We start from the raw sequence: 15,696 nt of genomic DNA on the forward strand, positions 1-15,696 counted from the left end.
AGGCGTCTGGCTCTACGCCGAGACCGTCCGCAAGATCCACGAACTGAACCCCGGCACCGGCGTCGAACTCCTCATCCCGGACTTCTCCGGCAAACCCGAGCACATCGCCGCGATCTGCGACGCCAAACCCGAAGTCTTCGCCCACAACGTCGAAACCGTGCCCCGGATCTTCAAGCGGATCCGCCCCGCGTTCCGCTACGAACGCTCCCTGGACGTCATCACCCAGGGCCGGAACCTGGGCATGGTCACCAAGTCCAACCTGATCCTGGGCATGGGCGAAACCCGCGAGGAAATCTCCGAGGCCCTCCGCGACCTTCACCAGGCAGGCTGCGACCTGATCACCATCACCCAGTACCTGCGCCCCTCCGAACGCCACCTCCCCGTGGACCGCTGGGTCAAGCCGCAGGAATTCGTCGACCTGCAGCAGGAAGCCGAGGAGATCGGGTTCCTCGGCGTCATGTCCGGCCCCCTGGTCCGGTCCTCCTACCGCGCCGGCCGGCTCTGGGCCACCGCCATGCGCAAAAAGGGCTGGGAGATCCCCGCCGAACTCGCCCACATCGAATCCTCCGGATCCACCCGCCAGGAAGCCAGCTCCCTGCTCGCGAGGCCGGCCTGACCGGCGTCCTGACCGGGGTATAGCGTTATTGCATGACGGCAACCTACCGGTACGACGTGGACGTCCTGCATCTGCTCGTCTCGCCGGCGCACGCCTACTTCGGCCGCGCGCGTGACGGGGCCGCTGACGTGCCGACGGCGGATGCCGACCGGGTGGAGATCGTGGCAGGTAAAGGCATCGTCGGGGACAGGTTCTTCGGCAAGGCGGCCCACATGGACGCCGCCGTCACCCTGTTCGCGGTTGAGGCCCTCGAGGCCATGGCCGCAGAACTGGACGCTGGCCCCTTCGACCCGCTGCTGACCCGGCGCAACGTAATCCTCAGGGGTGCGCATCTTGCCCCGCTGCTGGGCCAGGACTTCGCGCTGGAATCCCAGGGCGACGAGGTACGGTTTAAGGGCGGGCGGCCCGCCCACCCCTGCGCGTGGATGGACCGGATGCTCGCGCCCGGCGCGCATGCCGCCATGCGCGGGCGCGGAGGCATGCGCTGCCGGGCACTTTCCGACGGCGTGCTGCACCGCGGGCCTGCTGTGCTGGTCAGCCCGGTGCTACTTGAGCCCGGACAGGCGGGCATTCCGAACGTGCTGCGGCCGAGCCGGCTGCCGTAAGGCAGCCAGTGCCTTGGGTTAGCGGCTTACAGGCCCGGGGCCCGGCCCAGCTCGGCGCGCAGCTGGGAGAGCCGGGCGTAGGCGCTGTCCCGGTAGGCAACAAGGCTTTCCCTGCTGGCCGGGTCCACGTCCAAGAACCCGTGGCCGGATTTCAGGCCCAGGTTGCCATCCTTGACCGTGGCCATCAGCGCGGCGGGCGGGGCGAACCGTTCACCGTAGGCCTTTTCCAGGGTCCGGAACGACGACTCGTAGACATCCAGGCCAGCCATGTCTCCGATGGCGAACGGGCCGAACAGCGCAAGGCGGAACCCGAAGGTGTTGCTGACGACGTCGTCGATCTGGGAGGGGTTTGCCACGCCCTCTTCAACGATCCGGGCAGCCTCCTTGTACAGCGCAAACTGTAGCCTGTTGGCGACGAATCCCGGCGTGTCGGCAACCCTCGCGGGCGTCTTGCCGAGGGCCCGGATGAGCTCCTCGGCAAGGTCCACGACGGAAGGCAAGGTCTCCGGCCCCGGGATGAGTTCGACGCCGGGGATGAAGGGCGCCGGGTTCATCCAGTGGACGCCGAGGAACCGCTCGGGGCCGGTGACGGATGCGGCCAACTCCCCGATCGGTATGGCCGAGGTGTTCGTGCCGATGACTGCATCCGCCGGCGCGGCTGCCGAAATGCGGCGGAGGATGTCCGCCTTAATCACCGGGTCCTCCGGGACCGCCTCGGCGACGTAGTCCGACGTCGCAACAGCATCCTCGATGCTGGCGGCAGCGGTGAGGTTGTCCGCGATGGTGTCCGCTGCGCCGGCAGGCAGCAGCCCCTGGGCCTCGAAGGCCTTGGCCTGGTCCACGAGGCGGACGCGGGCACGCTCGGCAATTCGGCCGTCGACATCGCCGAGCGCTACCTGGTAACCGTGCAGCGCCAGCACCTGGGCTATGCCGCCACCCATATAGCCGGCGCCGACCACTGCCGTCTTCGAGATGGTCTGCGTGATTTTCATGTTGCTGCTCCTAGGAATGGGCCGCTTCAGACGGATGGGACCGTTCAGCGGATGGTGTAGCCACCGTCGACGGCGAGCGTGTGGCCGGTGATGAGCGACGCCGCGTCGCTAAGCAGGAACGCCACCGCCCCGGCGATGTCATCGGGTTCGCCGAAGCGGCCGATCGGGATGCGGGACAGCAGTTCTGCTGCCCAGTCCGGCCTGCTGAGGGTCGACGCCGTCAGTTCCGTCCGCACGAAGGTCGGGGCAACGGCGTTGACCCGGATCCGCGCGGCAGCCCATTCCAGGGCCAGGACCTTGGTGAGGTGGATCATTCCGGCCTTGCTGGTGCCGTAGGCCGCCCGTTCCTCAATTGCAACGATCCCCGCCTGGGAGGCGATGTTGACGATGGCACCAGGGGTACCGGTGGCTACCCAGTGCCGGGCCAGGGCCGTAGTCAGGAAGAAGGTGCCCTTGAGGTTGGTGTCGAAGACCGTGTCCCAGTCGTCCTCCGTGAGCTCCAAGGCAGGCTTGGGCACGTTGACGCCGGCATTGTTGACGAGCAGGTCAATGCCGCCGCTGGCCTGCTGGAGTGATTCGGCGAACCTGCTGATGTTGCCGGTGCTGCTCAGGTCCACGGCCAGGGGCGGTGTCCCGTACCGTTCACTGATCTGCTGGGCGGTTGCGGCGTCGCGGCTGGTTCCGTAGACGGTGGCACCGGACTCGGCAAGGTCATCTGCGATGGCCTTGCCGAGTCCCCGGCCCGCCCCTGTGACCAGTGCTTTCTTGCCGTCGAGGCGGAAGTTCGGCACGTTCCGGACCTCTTAGCTGTCGAAGGTGTGGTCCGACCAGGGCAAGGACGTGCCGCGGTACTTCGCTGCGCGAACGTCTCCGGACCGTGCGTGGCCCTCAAACCGCTCCACTCTCGACGCGCGGCCGCAGAGTTCGCCGAAGAAGGCGCTGGATTCGGTGTTGGTCACCTCCTGGTAGGTGACGGTGCGAAGGTACTTGCCCACCCAGAGGCCGCCGGTGTAGCGCGCCGCGCCGCGGGTGGGCAGGACGTGGTTGGTGCCGATTACCTTGTCGCCGTAGGAGACACAGGTTCCCTCACCCAGGAAAAGGGCGCCGTAGTCGTGCATCTTGTCGAGTGCCTCGCGCGGGTTCTGGGTCAGGATCTGGACGTGCTCGTAAGCGTATTCATCGGCCAGGGCGTAGGCGTCGTCCAGGGTATCAACCACGTGAACGGCACCCCAGTCGCGCCAGGCGGCACCGGCATAATCGCGGGTCGGCATGTCCACGAGGATCGTGTCAATGTGTTCGATGACCTTGCGGCCCAGTTCCTCGCTGGTAGTGATCAGGACGGCGGGTGAATCAGGGCCGTGCTCCGCCTGGGAGAGGAGGTCGACGGCGACGATGAACGGGTCAGCGTGCTCGTCGGCCACAATGAGGACTTCGGTGGGCCCGGCGAAGAGGTCGATGCCGACCTCGCCGAAGAGCTGGCGCTTCGCCTCGGCAACGAAGGCGTTGCCGGGGCCGGCCAGCATATTGACGGGCTTGATGGTCTCGGTGCCGATGGCGAGGGCGGCCACCGCCTGGATGCCGCCGAGGAGGTAGATCTCATCGGCGCCTGCCAGATACATGGCTGCGACGGTGGCGTCCGGAACCTCGCCCTGGATGAGTGGGGTGCAGGCCGCCACGCGCTCCACGCCGGCAACCTTCGCGGTCACAATGGTCATGTGGGCGCTGGCCAGGAGCGGGTACTTTCCGCCGGGGATGTAGGCGCCGGCGGCCTGGACCGGAACGTTCTTCTGTCCCAGGAAGACGCCGGGCATAGTTTCGATTTCAAAGTCCGACAGCGATTCAAGCTGCTTCTGCGCCATGGTGCGGACCTGCTCCTGGACGAACTTGATGTCCTCAATGACCTGCTCAGGTACGCGGGCCATGATCTCGTCCAGCTGCTCCTGGCTGAGCAGGAACGATTCCGGGGCGTACTTATCGAACTTCTGTGAGTATTCGCGAACGGCCTCGTCGCCGCGTTCGCGGATGTCCGCTATGACGGTTTCCACCGTGGTGCGGACTTCGGGGGTGCTGCCGCGGGCCACGCTGTTGCGGGCGGGCTCCTTGAGTACGGTGGAGTTCACGGCGGAGCTGACTGCAGTTGTAACGGTCATCAGGTTTACCTTTCCATCTTCGTTGATGGGCGACCTCTGGAACGCCCTGAGCCAGGCCCGTAGGCCTGCTTGGAAATCGAGTGTATACGTATACATTTTTTGCCGCAAGACCTTGTTTTTGGGTTTTGCATACGTATACACTCCTAAACACGAGCCAGTCAGTGTGGCTGGGCTCACTGTCCCGGACGAAGACAAAGGAGTCTCTGAATGAGCGCCCCCGCGACAATATCCACTCCCCCCGCAATAGATCCCAAGATGCGCCGCAAGGCGCTTATCTCCTCAGTACTCGGCAGCTGCATCGAGTGGTACGACTTCTACGTATACGGCGTTGCGGCGGCCATCATCCTCAACACCCAGTTCTTTCCGCAGGTGAGCCCTTTCGCCGGTATCCTGCTCTCCTTCAGCACCTATGCCATCGGCTTCGCGGCCCGACCGATCGGCGGCATCATCTTCGCCCACTTCGGCGACCGCCTCGGCCGGAAGAAGATGCTCATGATGACCCTCGGCTTGATGGGCGCCGGCACCTTCCTGATTGGCTGCCTGCCAAACTTCGCCACCATCGGCGTCGCGGCGCCCATCCTGCTGGTGGTCCTCCGCATCATCCAAGGCATCGGCGTCGGCGGTGAATGGGGCGGCGCAGCGTTGATGGCCACGGAATACGCGCCGGCCAAGCGCCGCGGATTCTTCGGCTCCTGGCCGCAGATCGGCGTTCCCGCCGGCACCCTGCTCGCCAACGGAGCGTTCTTTATCATGGGCGGCCTCATCTCCCCCGAAGACTTCATGGCCTGGGGATGGCGCATCCCGTTCCTCATTTCGATCCTGCTGGTGGTGCTCTCCTTCTACATCCGCCGCAACGTGGACGAGTCCCCCGCCTTTGAGGAGATCAAGCGCAAGGGTGAGATCGAGAAGCTGCCCGTGGTCAAGGTCATCAAGACCCGCCCGTTGACCATCCTGAAGGTCATCATGATGCGGTTCGCGGAGAACGCCAACTACTACATCTACACGACCTTCCTGCTCGCTTACGGTCCTGCCATCCTGCTGGAAAAGAACAGCATTCTGATCGCAACCATGATCATGGCCGGCCTCGGCATCTTCTCAATCCCGTTCTGGGGCTGGGTTTCGGACCGTTGGGGCCGCCGCTACACCGTGATCGCCGGTGCAGGCACCATGCTCCTGATGGCCTTCCCCTTCTTCTGGGGCGTGCAGACAGGCGACTTCCTGATGGTGCTGCTGGTGCTGGTGCTGACCTGCAATGTGGGCCGCGACCTGTGCTACTCCGTGGAACCGGCCTACTTCACCGAACTGTTCGAGCCCAAGCTGCGCTATTCCGGTGCATCGGTGGGCCCGCAGGTAGCCGCAGTCTTCGCCGGCGGCTTCGCTCCCCTGATCGCCACGGCGCTCATCGGCCCGGAATTCGACCGGTACTGGCTCGTGGCCCTATACATGGTGTTCACCTCGGTCATCACCATCGTTGGAGCGCTGTGGTCACCCGAGACCGCTCCGCGCGTCCGGCTTCGCCGCGGCCTGAGCGCCGAGCACGATCCCACAACAGGCCGGTAGCCACCTCTTCCCCTGTGCCGCCGGTGACCTGCAAACCGCAGGGACCGGCGGTGCAGGCTTGGGAGATTGGCTAGTCTGAAACTACAAACTGAAGCATCAGCAACACGCCGGCGCCAGATAGCAAGGAGAACGCCCCGATGGTTACAAGCCGCGACGTGGCAGAACTGGCGGGCGTATCGCAGGCCACGGTATCCCGGGTGATGTCCTCCCCCGCAAAGCTGTCTCCTGCCACCCGCGCCCGTGTCCAGGCGGCCATGGAAACGCTGGGCTATGTGCCCCACGCCGGCGCGCAGGCCATGAAAACAAGGCGGACCAACACCATCGGCGTGGTGGTCGCTGACCTGACCAACCCGTTCTACCCGGAGGTTCTCGATGAACTTAGCCGGGAGCTGGACACCGCGGGTTTCCGCGTCGTGATCTGGAACGCCGGCGGCGGCAGCCACCACGATGCGCTTAAAGCCATCCGGGAACACGCAGTCGACGGCGTCATCTTCACGACGGCGACGGAAGACTCCGTCGAGCTGCAGGCAGCCATCGAGAAGAAGAGCCCAATCGTTCTCATCAACCGCGTGGTGGAGGGCCTGCACTGTGACCAGGTCACCAGCAGCAACACCGAGGGGGGCGCCGCCGTCGCCGACTACCTCCTGGACAACGGCAGGACCCGGGTGGCCTTCATCGGCGGTGCAGAAAACGCCAGCACGTCACGTGAGCGCGCCAAGGGCTTCCTCGACAGAATGGCCGAGCGGGGCCACGGCGTTCCGGAACACTTCCGCTTCCATGGCGGGTTCTCCCACGACGTCAGCGCGCAGGTCATGAACCGCCTGCTTGCCCGCGCCGGCAGGCCCCAGGCCGTCTTCTGTGCCAACGATCTGATGGCCTTCGGCGCCCTCGACGCGCTGCGGGCTAACCGGATCCCGGCGCAGGATTGCTGGATCATCGGCTACGACGACGTCGACATGGCGGCTTGGGATTCGTTCAGCCTCACCACCGTGCGCCAGCCCAGTCGCGAAATGGCACGCGTGGGAGCTCGGATGCTGCTGGAGCGCATCCATGCGCCCGGGGAGCCGCCGCGCAGGGTGAATTTTCCCTGCGACCTGATCGTCCGCGGCAGCACCGGACTCGCCGAGGCGGCAGGGAAGTAAAGACCCTTCGCTAGACCGGCCCGCATGCCGTGCTGCTAAGCGGCCCTGCAGCAGGCCTCGCACGGACCGCGGAACTGCTCGCGCGAGACGCCACGGACGCGGCTGTGCGACCTCTTGATTTTGTTGGAGATTGAAGTAACGTCGACCACCGGCGTCTTGTTGTCCGTGGCGTATACCGCCAGCGGCGGTGCGAACGGGCTGACCGCCACCGTCAGCTTCCCGTCCTTCTTGATGTCTTCCGGAACCAGCGCCGCAGCCGCCTCGTCCACCGTGACGGGAGAGCGCCAGCAGGCGCGTGGCGGCAAGGGCCAGGCCCACCGCCGGCTTGAGTGCCGGTGTGAGTGCGCCTTGTCGCAGCAACTATCCGGCAGCAAAAAAGCACTGGTCAAAGCGGGAGAAACCGGAAGATACACGGCGTAACCGCGATTAATACGGCGTACGAAGGCGTCATTCGGCCTGCCCAACAACGCCGAGCGGCGCCTAGCATCGAGTATGAGCGATCAATTCACCACCGAACGTGACAGCTACGGCAGGCTTCTGGCAGACCGCGAAGTGTGGCGGCAGGCGGGCACCCTCGCCGCCGCCGGAGAGCTGACGGCCCGGTGGCTTGAGGGCACCAGCGAATACCAGCCCGGAACCCTGGCCCCGCGCTTCGACGACGAGACCCTTCCCATCGCCGGCCAGCTGGCTGAGCTCAACCGCAGCGGACTGTTCACCAAGGAATCCCAGCCCGGCCTCGGCCCCGACGCCGGGCACGCCCAGCGCGAGTACGTCACCGGCTTCTGCTCCGCGGAGTCCGCAGCCCTCCTGCTGCGGCTGTCCACCGGGACGGAACTCATTGCCATCGTCCACGCCCCGGGGGAGGTCAGCCAGGCCTCCGTTCCCGTCACACAGCACGACGGCGAAGTGGTCACTGTTTTGGGAAGCAGCGAAAATCCGGTCGAATCGGAGCAGATCCAGGACTGGGCTCGCGAGAGCAACGAAACCCTGGCCCTCCTGCTGGCCGACTCCTGGTACGTGGAACTGCTCGACCCTGTCTGGGGCCGGCAGCAGCACCTTTTGCCCGCCGTCCTGGGAACCCTGAAGTCCGCCTCGGACGAGCTGTAAGCCCCCGATTTTGACGTTCCGCGACTCCCGGTGAAGCTATACGACCGCCAGAATGAACCACTACGACGCCGGGTGAACGCCCGCGTCGACTGCCATTGTGGCCGCCGGAGGGGCCTCCGTAATCTCAATCCAACGCTCAGCGCCATCCCCTCCGCTCCACCATCCAAAAGGAAAACATCATGTCTTCTCCGAACGAGTTCCCGGGCTCCACCCGGATCGCCGCGGGCCAGCCCGCCGGCCGGAAACGCCCCAGCGGGCTCAAGATCGGCATCGCCGCCGGCATCCTTGCCGTCCTGGGTGCAGGCGCCGCCGTCGCCACCACGGCCGCCAACAGCTCCGCCCCGGATTCCGTCAACGCGGCCGGCGCCACCAGCCCCGCCACCGAGCTGAAGCTGGGCTACTTCGGGAACATCACCCACGCCACCGCGCTGGTTGGCGTCCAGAAGGGTTTCATCGCAAAGGAGCTGGGCGACACCAAGTTGAGCACGCAGGTGTTCAACGCCGGCCCGGCCGCTATCGAGGCGCTCAACGCCGGCGCGATCGATGCCACGTACATCGGCCCGAACCCGGCCATCAACTCGTTCGTCAAGAGCAAGGGCGAGTCCATCAACATCATCGCCGGGGCAGCCTCCGGCGGCGCGCAGCTGGTGGTCAAGCCGGAAATTAAGACCGCGGCGGACCTGAAGGGCAAGACCCTCGCCTCCCCGCAGCTCGGTGGCACCCAGGACGTGGCGCTGCGCGCCTGGCTGGGCAAGCAGGGCTACAAGACCAACACCGACGGCGGCGGGGACGTTGCGATCAACCCCACCGAAAACGCCCAGACCCTGAAGCTGTTCCAGAACGGCAAGCTCGACGGCGCGTGGCTGCCTGAGCCGTGGGCCTCCCGTCTGGTGCTGCAGGCCGGGGCGAAGGTCCTGGTGGACGAGAAGGACCTGTGGGACGGGTCGCTGACCGGCAAGCCGGGCGAGTTCCCCACCACCATCCTGATCGTCAACAAGAAGTTCGCTGCTGAGCACCCGCAGACGGTGGAATCCCTGCTCAAGGGTCACGTCGACGCCGTGAAGTGGCTCAACGACACCCCGGCGGCCGAGAAGTCCACGGAAGTGAACGCCGCCCTAAAGGAAGCTGCCGGCAAGGCACTCCCGCAGGAAGTCATTGACCGGTCCCTGAAGAACATCGTGTTCACGGTGGACCCGCTGGCCGGAGCGTTCAAGAAGCTGCTCCAGGACGGTGTGGACGCCGGCACCACCAAGCAGGCGGACATCAACGGCATCTTCGACCTGGCCAAGCTGAACGAAGTCACCGGTGAAAAGACCTCGGCGGCTGGGCTGGGCAAGGAGTAATCCGGCAAGACGGACAAAAAGGATCCGGCGGGAGCATTCCCGCCGGATCCTTTATGGTTTAAGTCAGTGCTTACAGCACAGACGAATAGTCCGCCGAGTACTCCGGCACCGCCGAATACTCGGGCACGGCGTTAGGGTCCTCCGCATTTTTCAAGGCGTAGTGAAAGACCATGCCGCCCGGGCTTTCCTGGCTTCCGACATATTCGGCGGCAGCCCATTCCCCGCCTGCCACCGCACCGGCCCAGGCATGGGCCTCCTCCCAGTGGACTGCGGAGGCCATCCGGCCAGGCTGCAGGCTCAGGGACACGGCAACCCGCACCGAAGGCCCGCCGCCGGAGGAACGGGGGCAGGTGAAGCCGACGATGTCCACGGAAACTCCCGGGGTGGCAAGGCACGGCCGGCGGGCCATGGTGGTGGCTGCTGCGTCCAGGCCGGAACCGATATCCTGCCGCGCCAGTGCGTGCATCTGGCTGCGGAAGGTGTTCAGTTCCGCGCTGCACTGCGTCCTGATCCTGTGAACCAAAGCTGTGATCATGTCCCCCTCGATTCGGCGTTGCGGCCGCCCCGTCGCTGATTATGGACTTACACAACCACCGGGTAACTTGCTTCACAACGCCTGTCGACGCCCGCCGTCGCGCAACGCAACAGTGCTTCATCTTCCGCAGCTGGGCGTAATAAAGAGAAGCGCCGCACGCAGGAGACGCGCCCTCGTTAGACGTGCATCCGCGCCACGAAGCGGAACCTGTCCCCCCGGAACACCGACTCGGTCCACTCCACGGGCTGCCCGTCCGGGGTGAAGCCGAGGCGGTGAACCAGCAGCATGGGGGCGCCCATTTCGACGTCGAGGAGCTGCACCTCGGCCGGTCCGGCCAGCTTCGTCTCCACGGTGTCCTCCACCTCGGCGATCCGGATTCCGTAGTCCTCGCGCAGGGCAGCGTACAGGGAGCCGCGCTCCGCCACGGTCCGCGCCAGGTCCGGCAGCGGTCCCGCAAGGAACGCAACCTCGTGCGCAAGCGGCTCGCCGTCAACCAGCCTGATGCGCTCCACCCGGTGGATGTCCGTTCCCGGCTCCACCGCCAGGCGCCGTGCCGTGGCCGGGTCGGCCGGGAGCACGCTCACGTCCACGATCCGGGCCGCAGCCGTGAGGCCCTGGCTCGCGGCGTCGTCGGTAAAGGATGTGAGCTGGCGGACGTGCGTTACCTTTGGCGGCGCCACATACGTCCCCCTCCCCTGTGTCCGGTCCAGGCGGCCCTCGGACACCAGCTCGCCGATGGCCTGCCGGACGGTGGTGCGGGACGTTCCGTACTGCTCGGCGAGTGCGCGCTCCGTGGGGATCAGCGTTCCGGGCACGGCGTCCTCGATGAGGGTGAGGATCTGCTCCTTGAGTACGTAGTACTTGGGCAGGGCAGCGGCCGCGGAGGTTTCCATGAATCTGATGGTACCTATTGACACGAAAATTGGTCTAGGCCAAAATGATGGAAATTGGTTTACACCAATTGAGCGAAGCAACAACCAATCCCCCATCCCACTTCCAAGGACCCAAAGATGTCGTTCCTGCAAGACCTGCGCCAGACGCCCCGCCTCGGCCTTCTGATCGGCGGCACCGCCGCCACCATTGGCATAATCTACGGCTACGATCTCTCGAATATCGCCGGTGCCCTGCTGTTCATCACCAAGGAGTTTCAGCTTTCCACCAGCCAACAGGAGCTGGTGACCACCGCCGTCGTCGTCGGTGAAGTCCTTGGCGCCGTCCTCGGCGGCTGGCTCGCCAACAAACTGGGCCGCAAGGTCTGCATGGTGGGTGTGGCCGGAGCGTATGCCGCGTTCGCGGTGCTCAGCGCCCTCGCGGCTGACGTGCCCATGCTGCTCGTGGCCCGCCTGCTCTTGGGCCTGACCATCGGCATTTCCGTGGTGGTGGTGCCCGTCTTCGTGGCCGAGTCAGCGCCGCCCAAGGTGCGCGGCGCCCTGCTCGTCGCCTACCAGGTGGCCACAGTCATCGGCATCATCATCGGCTACATTGCCGCCTACTTCCTGTCCGCCAGCGAAAACTGGCGGCTGATGCTCGGCCTGGCCGCCGTCCCGGCCATCGCGGTCCTGGCCGTCACCCTGCGCCTCCCGGACACCGCCCGCTGGTACATGATGCGCGGACGCACCGAGGAGGCCCGCCGTACGCTCAGCTCGATCGAGCCGGACGCCGACGTGGACGCCGAACTGGCGGACATGCGCCAGGCAATCAGCGAAGAACGCGGTGGCGGCCTGCGTGAGATGCTCCGCTCGCCATACCTGAAGGCGACCGTGTTCGTCGTCGGCCTCGGCTTCTTCATCCAGATCACCGGCATCAACGCCGTGGTCTATTACAGCCCCCGGATCTTCGAGGCCATGGGTTTCACGGGCAACGCCGCCCTCCTGCTGCTGCCCGCGCTGGTTCAGGCCGCTTCGCTGGTGGCCGTGTTCGTCTCGCTGTCCCTGGTGGACCGGGTGGGCCGCCGCCCCATCCTGCTCGGCGGCATCGGCATGATGATCGTGGCCAACGTGATCCTGGTCGGTGTCTTCATGGCGGGACGCGACTTCGGCGGCGTCCTGACCGTGGTGGGCTTCCTCGGGGTCCTGCTGTTCACCGTGGGCTTCACGTTCGGCTTCGGCGCGCTGGTCTGGGTCTACGCCGGCGAGTCGTTCCCGGCCCGGTTGCGCTCCCTGGGTGCCAGCGCAATGCTCACCTCGGACCTCGTGGCCAACGTGATCGTCGCGGCGTTCTTCCTCACCATGCTGCAGCGGCTCGGCGGTGCCGGCACGTTCGCGGTATTCGGTGCGCTGGCCGTCGCCGGCTTCGTCTTCGTCCACCGGCTGGCCCCCGAAACCAAGGGCCGGAACCTCGAGGAAATCCGCCACTACTGGGAAAACGGCGCCCGCTGGCCAGAAGCCACCGGCAACAATGACAGCAGCAGCACGCCGGCGGCCAAGTGATGCGGCACGTCCTCGGCCTGGACATCGGCGGCTCGAAGACGCACGCCATTCTGGCGGACGACGACGGCGGCGCACCGCTCGTTCAGAGCATCACTGAGTGCACGGTGGGCAGCGCGAACATCGCCTCCGTCGGGCCGGACGAAGCCGCCGCGGCGCTGGACGACCTCGCCGCGCAGCTCGGTATCGGCGATCCTGCAGACCACGGAATAAACGCCGTGTTTGCCGGCGCCGCAGGAGCGGACACGCCCGCAGCCCGGGAACGGCTGACCGGCCTGCTATCCCGCCGCTTCCCCGGAGCCCGGATCCACGTGGACCACGACACCCGCATCATCCTCGCGGCCGGCGGCCTCACGGCAGGCACCGTCCTTATCTCCGGCACCGGCTCCGCCGCGTGGGCGAAGGCCGGCGACGGCCGGGAAGCCCGGGCAGGAGGCTGGGGTTACCTGCTCGGCGACGAAGGCAGCGGCTACGCCGTGGCCCGCAGCGCGGTCCGCCACGCCCTGCAGGAATCCGACGACGGCCTGCCCGCCGGGCCATTGACTGCCGAGATGCTGGCGCAGACCGGAGCCGCGGAACCCGCTGAGCTGCTGGATCTGTTCTACCGCAGGCCGGAGCGCCGGTACTGGGCCGGGCTGGCCGGAACCGTGTTCGACCTCGCTGCCTCGGACGCTGCGAGCGCAGCCATCGCCGACGACGCCGCACGGCAGCTCGCCGGCCTGGCCCTGACGGTGAACCGGAGGCTGGGCACCATTCCGGAAGATGCGCCGGTCCTGCTGGCCGGCGGAATGCTGGTCAACCAGGCGGCGCTGGCCGGCAGGGTGCGCGGGCTGCTGGCCGCCAACGGCCTCACCGACGTCCGAGTACTGGACCGCTCCCCTGCCTGGGGCGCGGTGGAGCTGGCCTGCCAGCTTGCCCGCGAACCGCTCCGGCCAGCCACCAAAATTCCCGCCCGATCGCTTTAACCCAAATTCCCTGATCCACCCAAGGAGACCCATGACCGCCTCGCACACCACGATCGCGAACAACACCGCCCCAACCGCCATCGCCGCACCCCCACTCCCCGGCTCCCTGATGGCCGCCGAAATCCTGGAACAGCCGGAGGCGCTGGCCCGGCAGCTTGAGCTAGGGCGCCCCGCCATCACCCGGCTGGCCGCCACCCTGCGGGACGCAGACATCAAGTACGTGCTCCTGGCCGCGCGCGGCACCAGCGACCACGCGGCCCTGTACGCGAAGTACCTCATCGAGACGGTGCTGGGGCTGCCGGCCGGGCTGGCGTCGCCGTCGAGCCTTACGGTGTACGGCGCCGAACCGAAAATGGATGGGGTGCTGTGGCTGGCGGTCAGCCAGTCCGGCGGCTCCCCGGACCTGGTGGACTCCACCGCCGCTGCCGCCCGGGGCGGCGCCCTCACCGTGGCCGTCACGAACGCCCCGTCGTCACCGCTGGCGGCTGCCGCCCGGCACCACCTGGACATCCTGGCGGGGCCGGAGCGCGCCGTGGCCGCAACGAAGAGCTACACGTCGCAACTGCTGGCGCTGTGGCAGCTGATTGACGCGTGGGCCGGGGGGAACGGCGCGGAAGCGGCGGACCTGCCGCGTCTCGCCGCCGATGTCCTGGCCCGGCCGGAGATACTGGAGGTTGCAGACCGCTACCGCTTCGTGAACCACATCGTCACCACGGGACGCGGCTTCTCCTACCCCACCGCACGGGAGGCGGCACTGAAACTCATGGAAACGTCCTACCTGGCCGCGCACGCCTTCTCCGGCGCGGACCTGCTGCACGGCCCCTTCGCCATGATCGACGCCGACCGGCCGGTCATTGCCATCGCCTCGCCCGGCGCCGGCGGCCGCGCCCTGCATCCCGTTCTGGATCGTCTGGCCGAACGCGGCGCGGACGTCTGCCTGGTGGGCGACGCAGGAGCGGCCCGACCGCTGAACCACGTGGTGCCGCTGCCGGCCGTCCACGAGCAGCTCTCACCCATTCTGGAGATCATGCCCCTGCAGCGGCTGGCGCATGCGATGGCGGCAGCCCGCCACCTGGACCCTGACGCTCCCCGCGGCCTGCGCAAGATCACGGAAACCTGGTGAGTCCGACGCTCATTTCTGCTTTGCGGGTCATCCTGCCGGACGCCGTGCTGGAGCCCGGCTGGGTGGAGACCGACGGCGGCCGGATCACCGCGGCGGGTCCCGGGCTGCCCGCCCGGGAGCCCGACGCCCATTTTCCGGACGCCACCCTCGCGCCGGGCTTTGTGGACGCCCACATCCACGGCGGCGGCGGCTTCAGCTTCAACGACGCCGACCCCGCCGCCGCCGCGGTCCGGATCGCCGAGGTGCACCGCTCCCACGGCACCACCACCCTGATGGCCAGCCTGGTCACCGCCCCGCTCGCGCAGCTTGAAAAGGCGGTGGCCGCGCTGGCCGCCCTGGTGGAGGAAGGCGTTCTGGCCGGGATCCACCTGGAAGGACCGTGGCTCAGCCCCGACCACCGGGGCGCCCACGCGGAGGACCTTCTGCTCGCGCCCGAACCGGCCGCCATCGACCGGCTGATGCTGGCCGGGCGGGGCACCGTACGGATGGTCACGATCGCGCCTGAACTGGAAGGGGGCCTGGCAGCCATCCGGCAGGTCACCGGCTACGGCGCCGTCGCGGCCATCGGCCACACGGGCGCGGGCTACGACCTGGCCCGTCAGGCCATCGCGGCCGGAGCCACTGCCGGGACGCACGTCTTCAACGCGATGCGGCCGCTCCACCACCGGGAACCCGGCCCCGCGCTGGCGCTGCTGGAAGACCCTGCGGTGTTTGCCGAAGTGATAGCCGACGGCGTCCACCTCCACCCGTCGCTGGTCCGCTTCATTGCCGCCAGCCCGGCGCGTGCCGTCTTCGTCACCGACGCCATGGCGGCGGCCTGCGCGCAGGAAGGCATGTACCGGCTGGGCGGGCTGGACGTCCGGGTGTCCGACGGCGAAGCCCGTCTGGTCAGCGACGGCACCATCGCCGGGAGCATCCTCACGCTGGATGCGGCAGTACGGCACGCTGTCCACGACGCCGGTATCCCGCTCGCCGATGCCGTCCGCGCGGCGAGCCAGAACCCGGCGGACATGCTGGGGCTGTCCGACGTCGGACGCATCGAAGCCGGACGGAAGGCGGACTTGGTGGCCCTCACGCCGGATCTTGAGGTGGCCGCCGTGATGAAGGCAGGCGAATGGCTCGCTGGTTGAGC

16 protein-coding genes are annotated in these 15,696 nt (G+C 67.2%); 10 read left to right on the forward strand and 6 right to left on the reverse strand.

What is annotated here, in order from left to right:
• Window positions 1-616 (forward strand): lipoyl synthase (locus tag J7I85_RS04860; RefSeq protein ID WP_214847401.1); only part of this gene is annotated, 616 nt, incomplete at its 5' end.
• A 32-nt stretch (window positions 617-648) separates the two neighbouring features.
• Complete coding sequence (locus tag J7I85_RS04865) at window positions 649-1,221, forward strand: MOSC domain-containing protein (protein WP_214847404.1); 573 nt, start codon at window positions 649-651, stop codon at window positions 1,219-1,221.
• Window positions 1,222-1,247: 26 nt separating this feature from the next.
• Here the strand turns inward: J7I85_RS04865 and J7I85_RS04870 are convergent, their stop codons facing one another.
• From J7I85_RS04870 to hisD, 3 genes are read right to left on the reverse strand one after another with little or no spacing between them, the layout of a single operon-like run.
• Window positions 1,248-2,213: a 3-hydroxyacyl-CoA dehydrogenase family protein gene (locus tag J7I85_RS04870; RefSeq protein ID WP_214847406.1), complete on the reverse strand. Its 966-nt coding sequence runs from the start codon at window positions 2,211-2,213 to the stop codon at window positions 1,248-1,250.
• A 44-nt stretch (window positions 2,214-2,257) separates the two neighbouring features.
• Window positions 2,258-3,004: an SDR family NAD(P)-dependent oxidoreductase gene (locus J7I85_RS04875; RefSeq protein ID WP_214847408.1), complete on the reverse strand. Its 747-nt coding sequence runs from the start codon at window positions 3,002-3,004 to the stop codon at window positions 2,258-2,260.
• Between the two features lie 12 nt (window positions 3,005-3,016).
• Window positions 3,017-4,363, reverse strand: coding sequence for a histidinol dehydrogenase (hisD, locus tag J7I85_RS04880; RefSeq protein ID WP_214847410.1), 1,347 nt, complete (start codon window positions 4,361-4,363; stop codon window positions 3,017-3,019).
• Between the two features lie 207 nt (window positions 4,364-4,570).
• Here hisD and J7I85_RS04885 point away from each other — a divergent pair, with 207 nt between their 5' ends.
• A complete protein-coding gene (locus J7I85_RS04885) occupies window positions 4,571-5,923 on the forward strand; it encodes an MFS transporter (RefSeq protein ID WP_214847412.1) in 1,353 nt (450 codons plus the stop codon).
• Between the two features lie 137 nt (window positions 5,924-6,060).
• Window positions 6,061-7,065 (forward strand): LacI family DNA-binding transcriptional regulator, encoded by a 1,005-nt coding sequence (locus tag J7I85_RS04890; protein WP_214847414.1) that lies wholly within the window; start codon window positions 6,061-6,063, stop codon window positions 7,063-7,065.
• Between the two features lie 35 nt (window positions 7,066-7,100).
• On the opposite strand, the gene J7I85_RS25890 is transcribed toward J7I85_RS04890, so the two are convergent.
• Window positions 7,101-7,370, reverse strand: a complete 270-nt coding sequence (locus J7I85_RS25890; protein ID WP_374102437.1) for a hypothetical protein — start codon at window positions 7,368-7,370, stop codon at window positions 7,101-7,103.
• Between the two features lie 187 nt (window positions 7,371-7,557).
• Between J7I85_RS25890 and J7I85_RS04900 the strand changes: the two genes are divergently transcribed.
• Together J7I85_RS04900 and J7I85_RS04905 are read left to right on the forward strand one after the other, a co-directional pair.
• The gene (locus J7I85_RS04900) at window positions 7,558-8,172 is read left to right on the forward strand and encodes a hypothetical protein (RefSeq protein ID WP_214847415.1); all 615 of its coding nucleotides are present in this window, start codon (window positions 7,558-7,560) and stop codon (window positions 8,170-8,172) included.
• Between the two features lie 179 nt (window positions 8,173-8,351).
• On the forward strand, window positions 8,352-9,515 hold the full coding sequence (locus J7I85_RS04905) for an ABC transporter substrate-binding protein (RefSeq protein WP_214847416.1): 1,164 nt from the start codon (window positions 8,352-8,354) through the stop codon (window positions 9,513-9,515).
• Window positions 9,516-9,585: 70 nt separating this feature from the next.
• On the opposite strand, the gene J7I85_RS04910 is transcribed toward J7I85_RS04905, so the two are convergent.
• Together J7I85_RS04910 and J7I85_RS04915 are read right to left on the reverse strand one after the other, a co-directional pair.
• A complete protein-coding gene (locus J7I85_RS04910; RefSeq protein ID WP_214847417.1) occupies window positions 9,586-10,050 on the reverse strand; it encodes a hypothetical protein in 465 nt (154 codons plus the stop codon).
• A 176-nt stretch (window positions 10,051-10,226) separates the two neighbouring features.
• On the reverse strand, window positions 10,227-10,943 hold the full coding sequence (locus J7I85_RS04915; RefSeq protein ID WP_214847419.1) for a GntR family transcriptional regulator: 717 nt from the start codon (window positions 10,941-10,943) through the stop codon (window positions 10,227-10,229).
• Window positions 10,944-11,060: 117 nt separating this feature from the next.
• Between J7I85_RS04915 and J7I85_RS04920 the strand changes: the two genes are divergently transcribed.
• The 4 genes from J7I85_RS04920 to nagA are packed head-to-tail and all read left to right on the forward strand — an operon-like array spanning window position 11,061 to window position 15,694.
• Window positions 11,061-12,479 (forward strand): sugar porter family MFS transporter, encoded by a 1,419-nt coding sequence (locus J7I85_RS04920; protein ID WP_251023951.1) that lies wholly within the window; start codon window positions 11,061-11,063, stop codon window positions 12,477-12,479.
• Window positions 12,479-13,441 (forward strand): N-acetylglucosamine kinase, encoded by a 963-nt coding sequence (locus tag J7I85_RS04925; protein ID WP_214847590.1) that lies wholly within the window; start codon window positions 12,479-12,481, stop codon window positions 13,439-13,441. Before J7I85_RS04920 ends, J7I85_RS04925 begins: the two co-directional genes overlap by 1 nt.
• A gap of 31 nt (window positions 13,442-13,472) precedes the next feature.
• A complete protein-coding gene (locus J7I85_RS04930; protein WP_251023952.1) occupies window positions 13,473-14,564 on the forward strand; it encodes an SIS domain-containing protein in 1,092 nt (363 codons plus the stop codon).
• Window positions 14,561-15,694, forward strand: coding sequence for an N-acetylglucosamine-6-phosphate deacetylase (gene nagA / locus J7I85_RS04935; protein ID WP_214847421.1), 1,134 nt, complete (start codon window positions 14,561-14,563; stop codon window positions 15,692-15,694). The genes J7I85_RS04930 and nagA overlap by 4 nt, the downstream gene beginning before the upstream one ends.
• Window positions 15,695-15,696 lie beyond the last annotated feature (2 nt).

Origin of the sequence: Arthrobacter sp. ISL-65 (assembly GCF_018613795.1) — a bacterium.
In the GTDB taxonomy this organism is placed as follows: domain Bacteria; phylum Actinomycetota; class Actinomycetes; order Actinomycetales; family Micrococcaceae; genus Arthrobacter.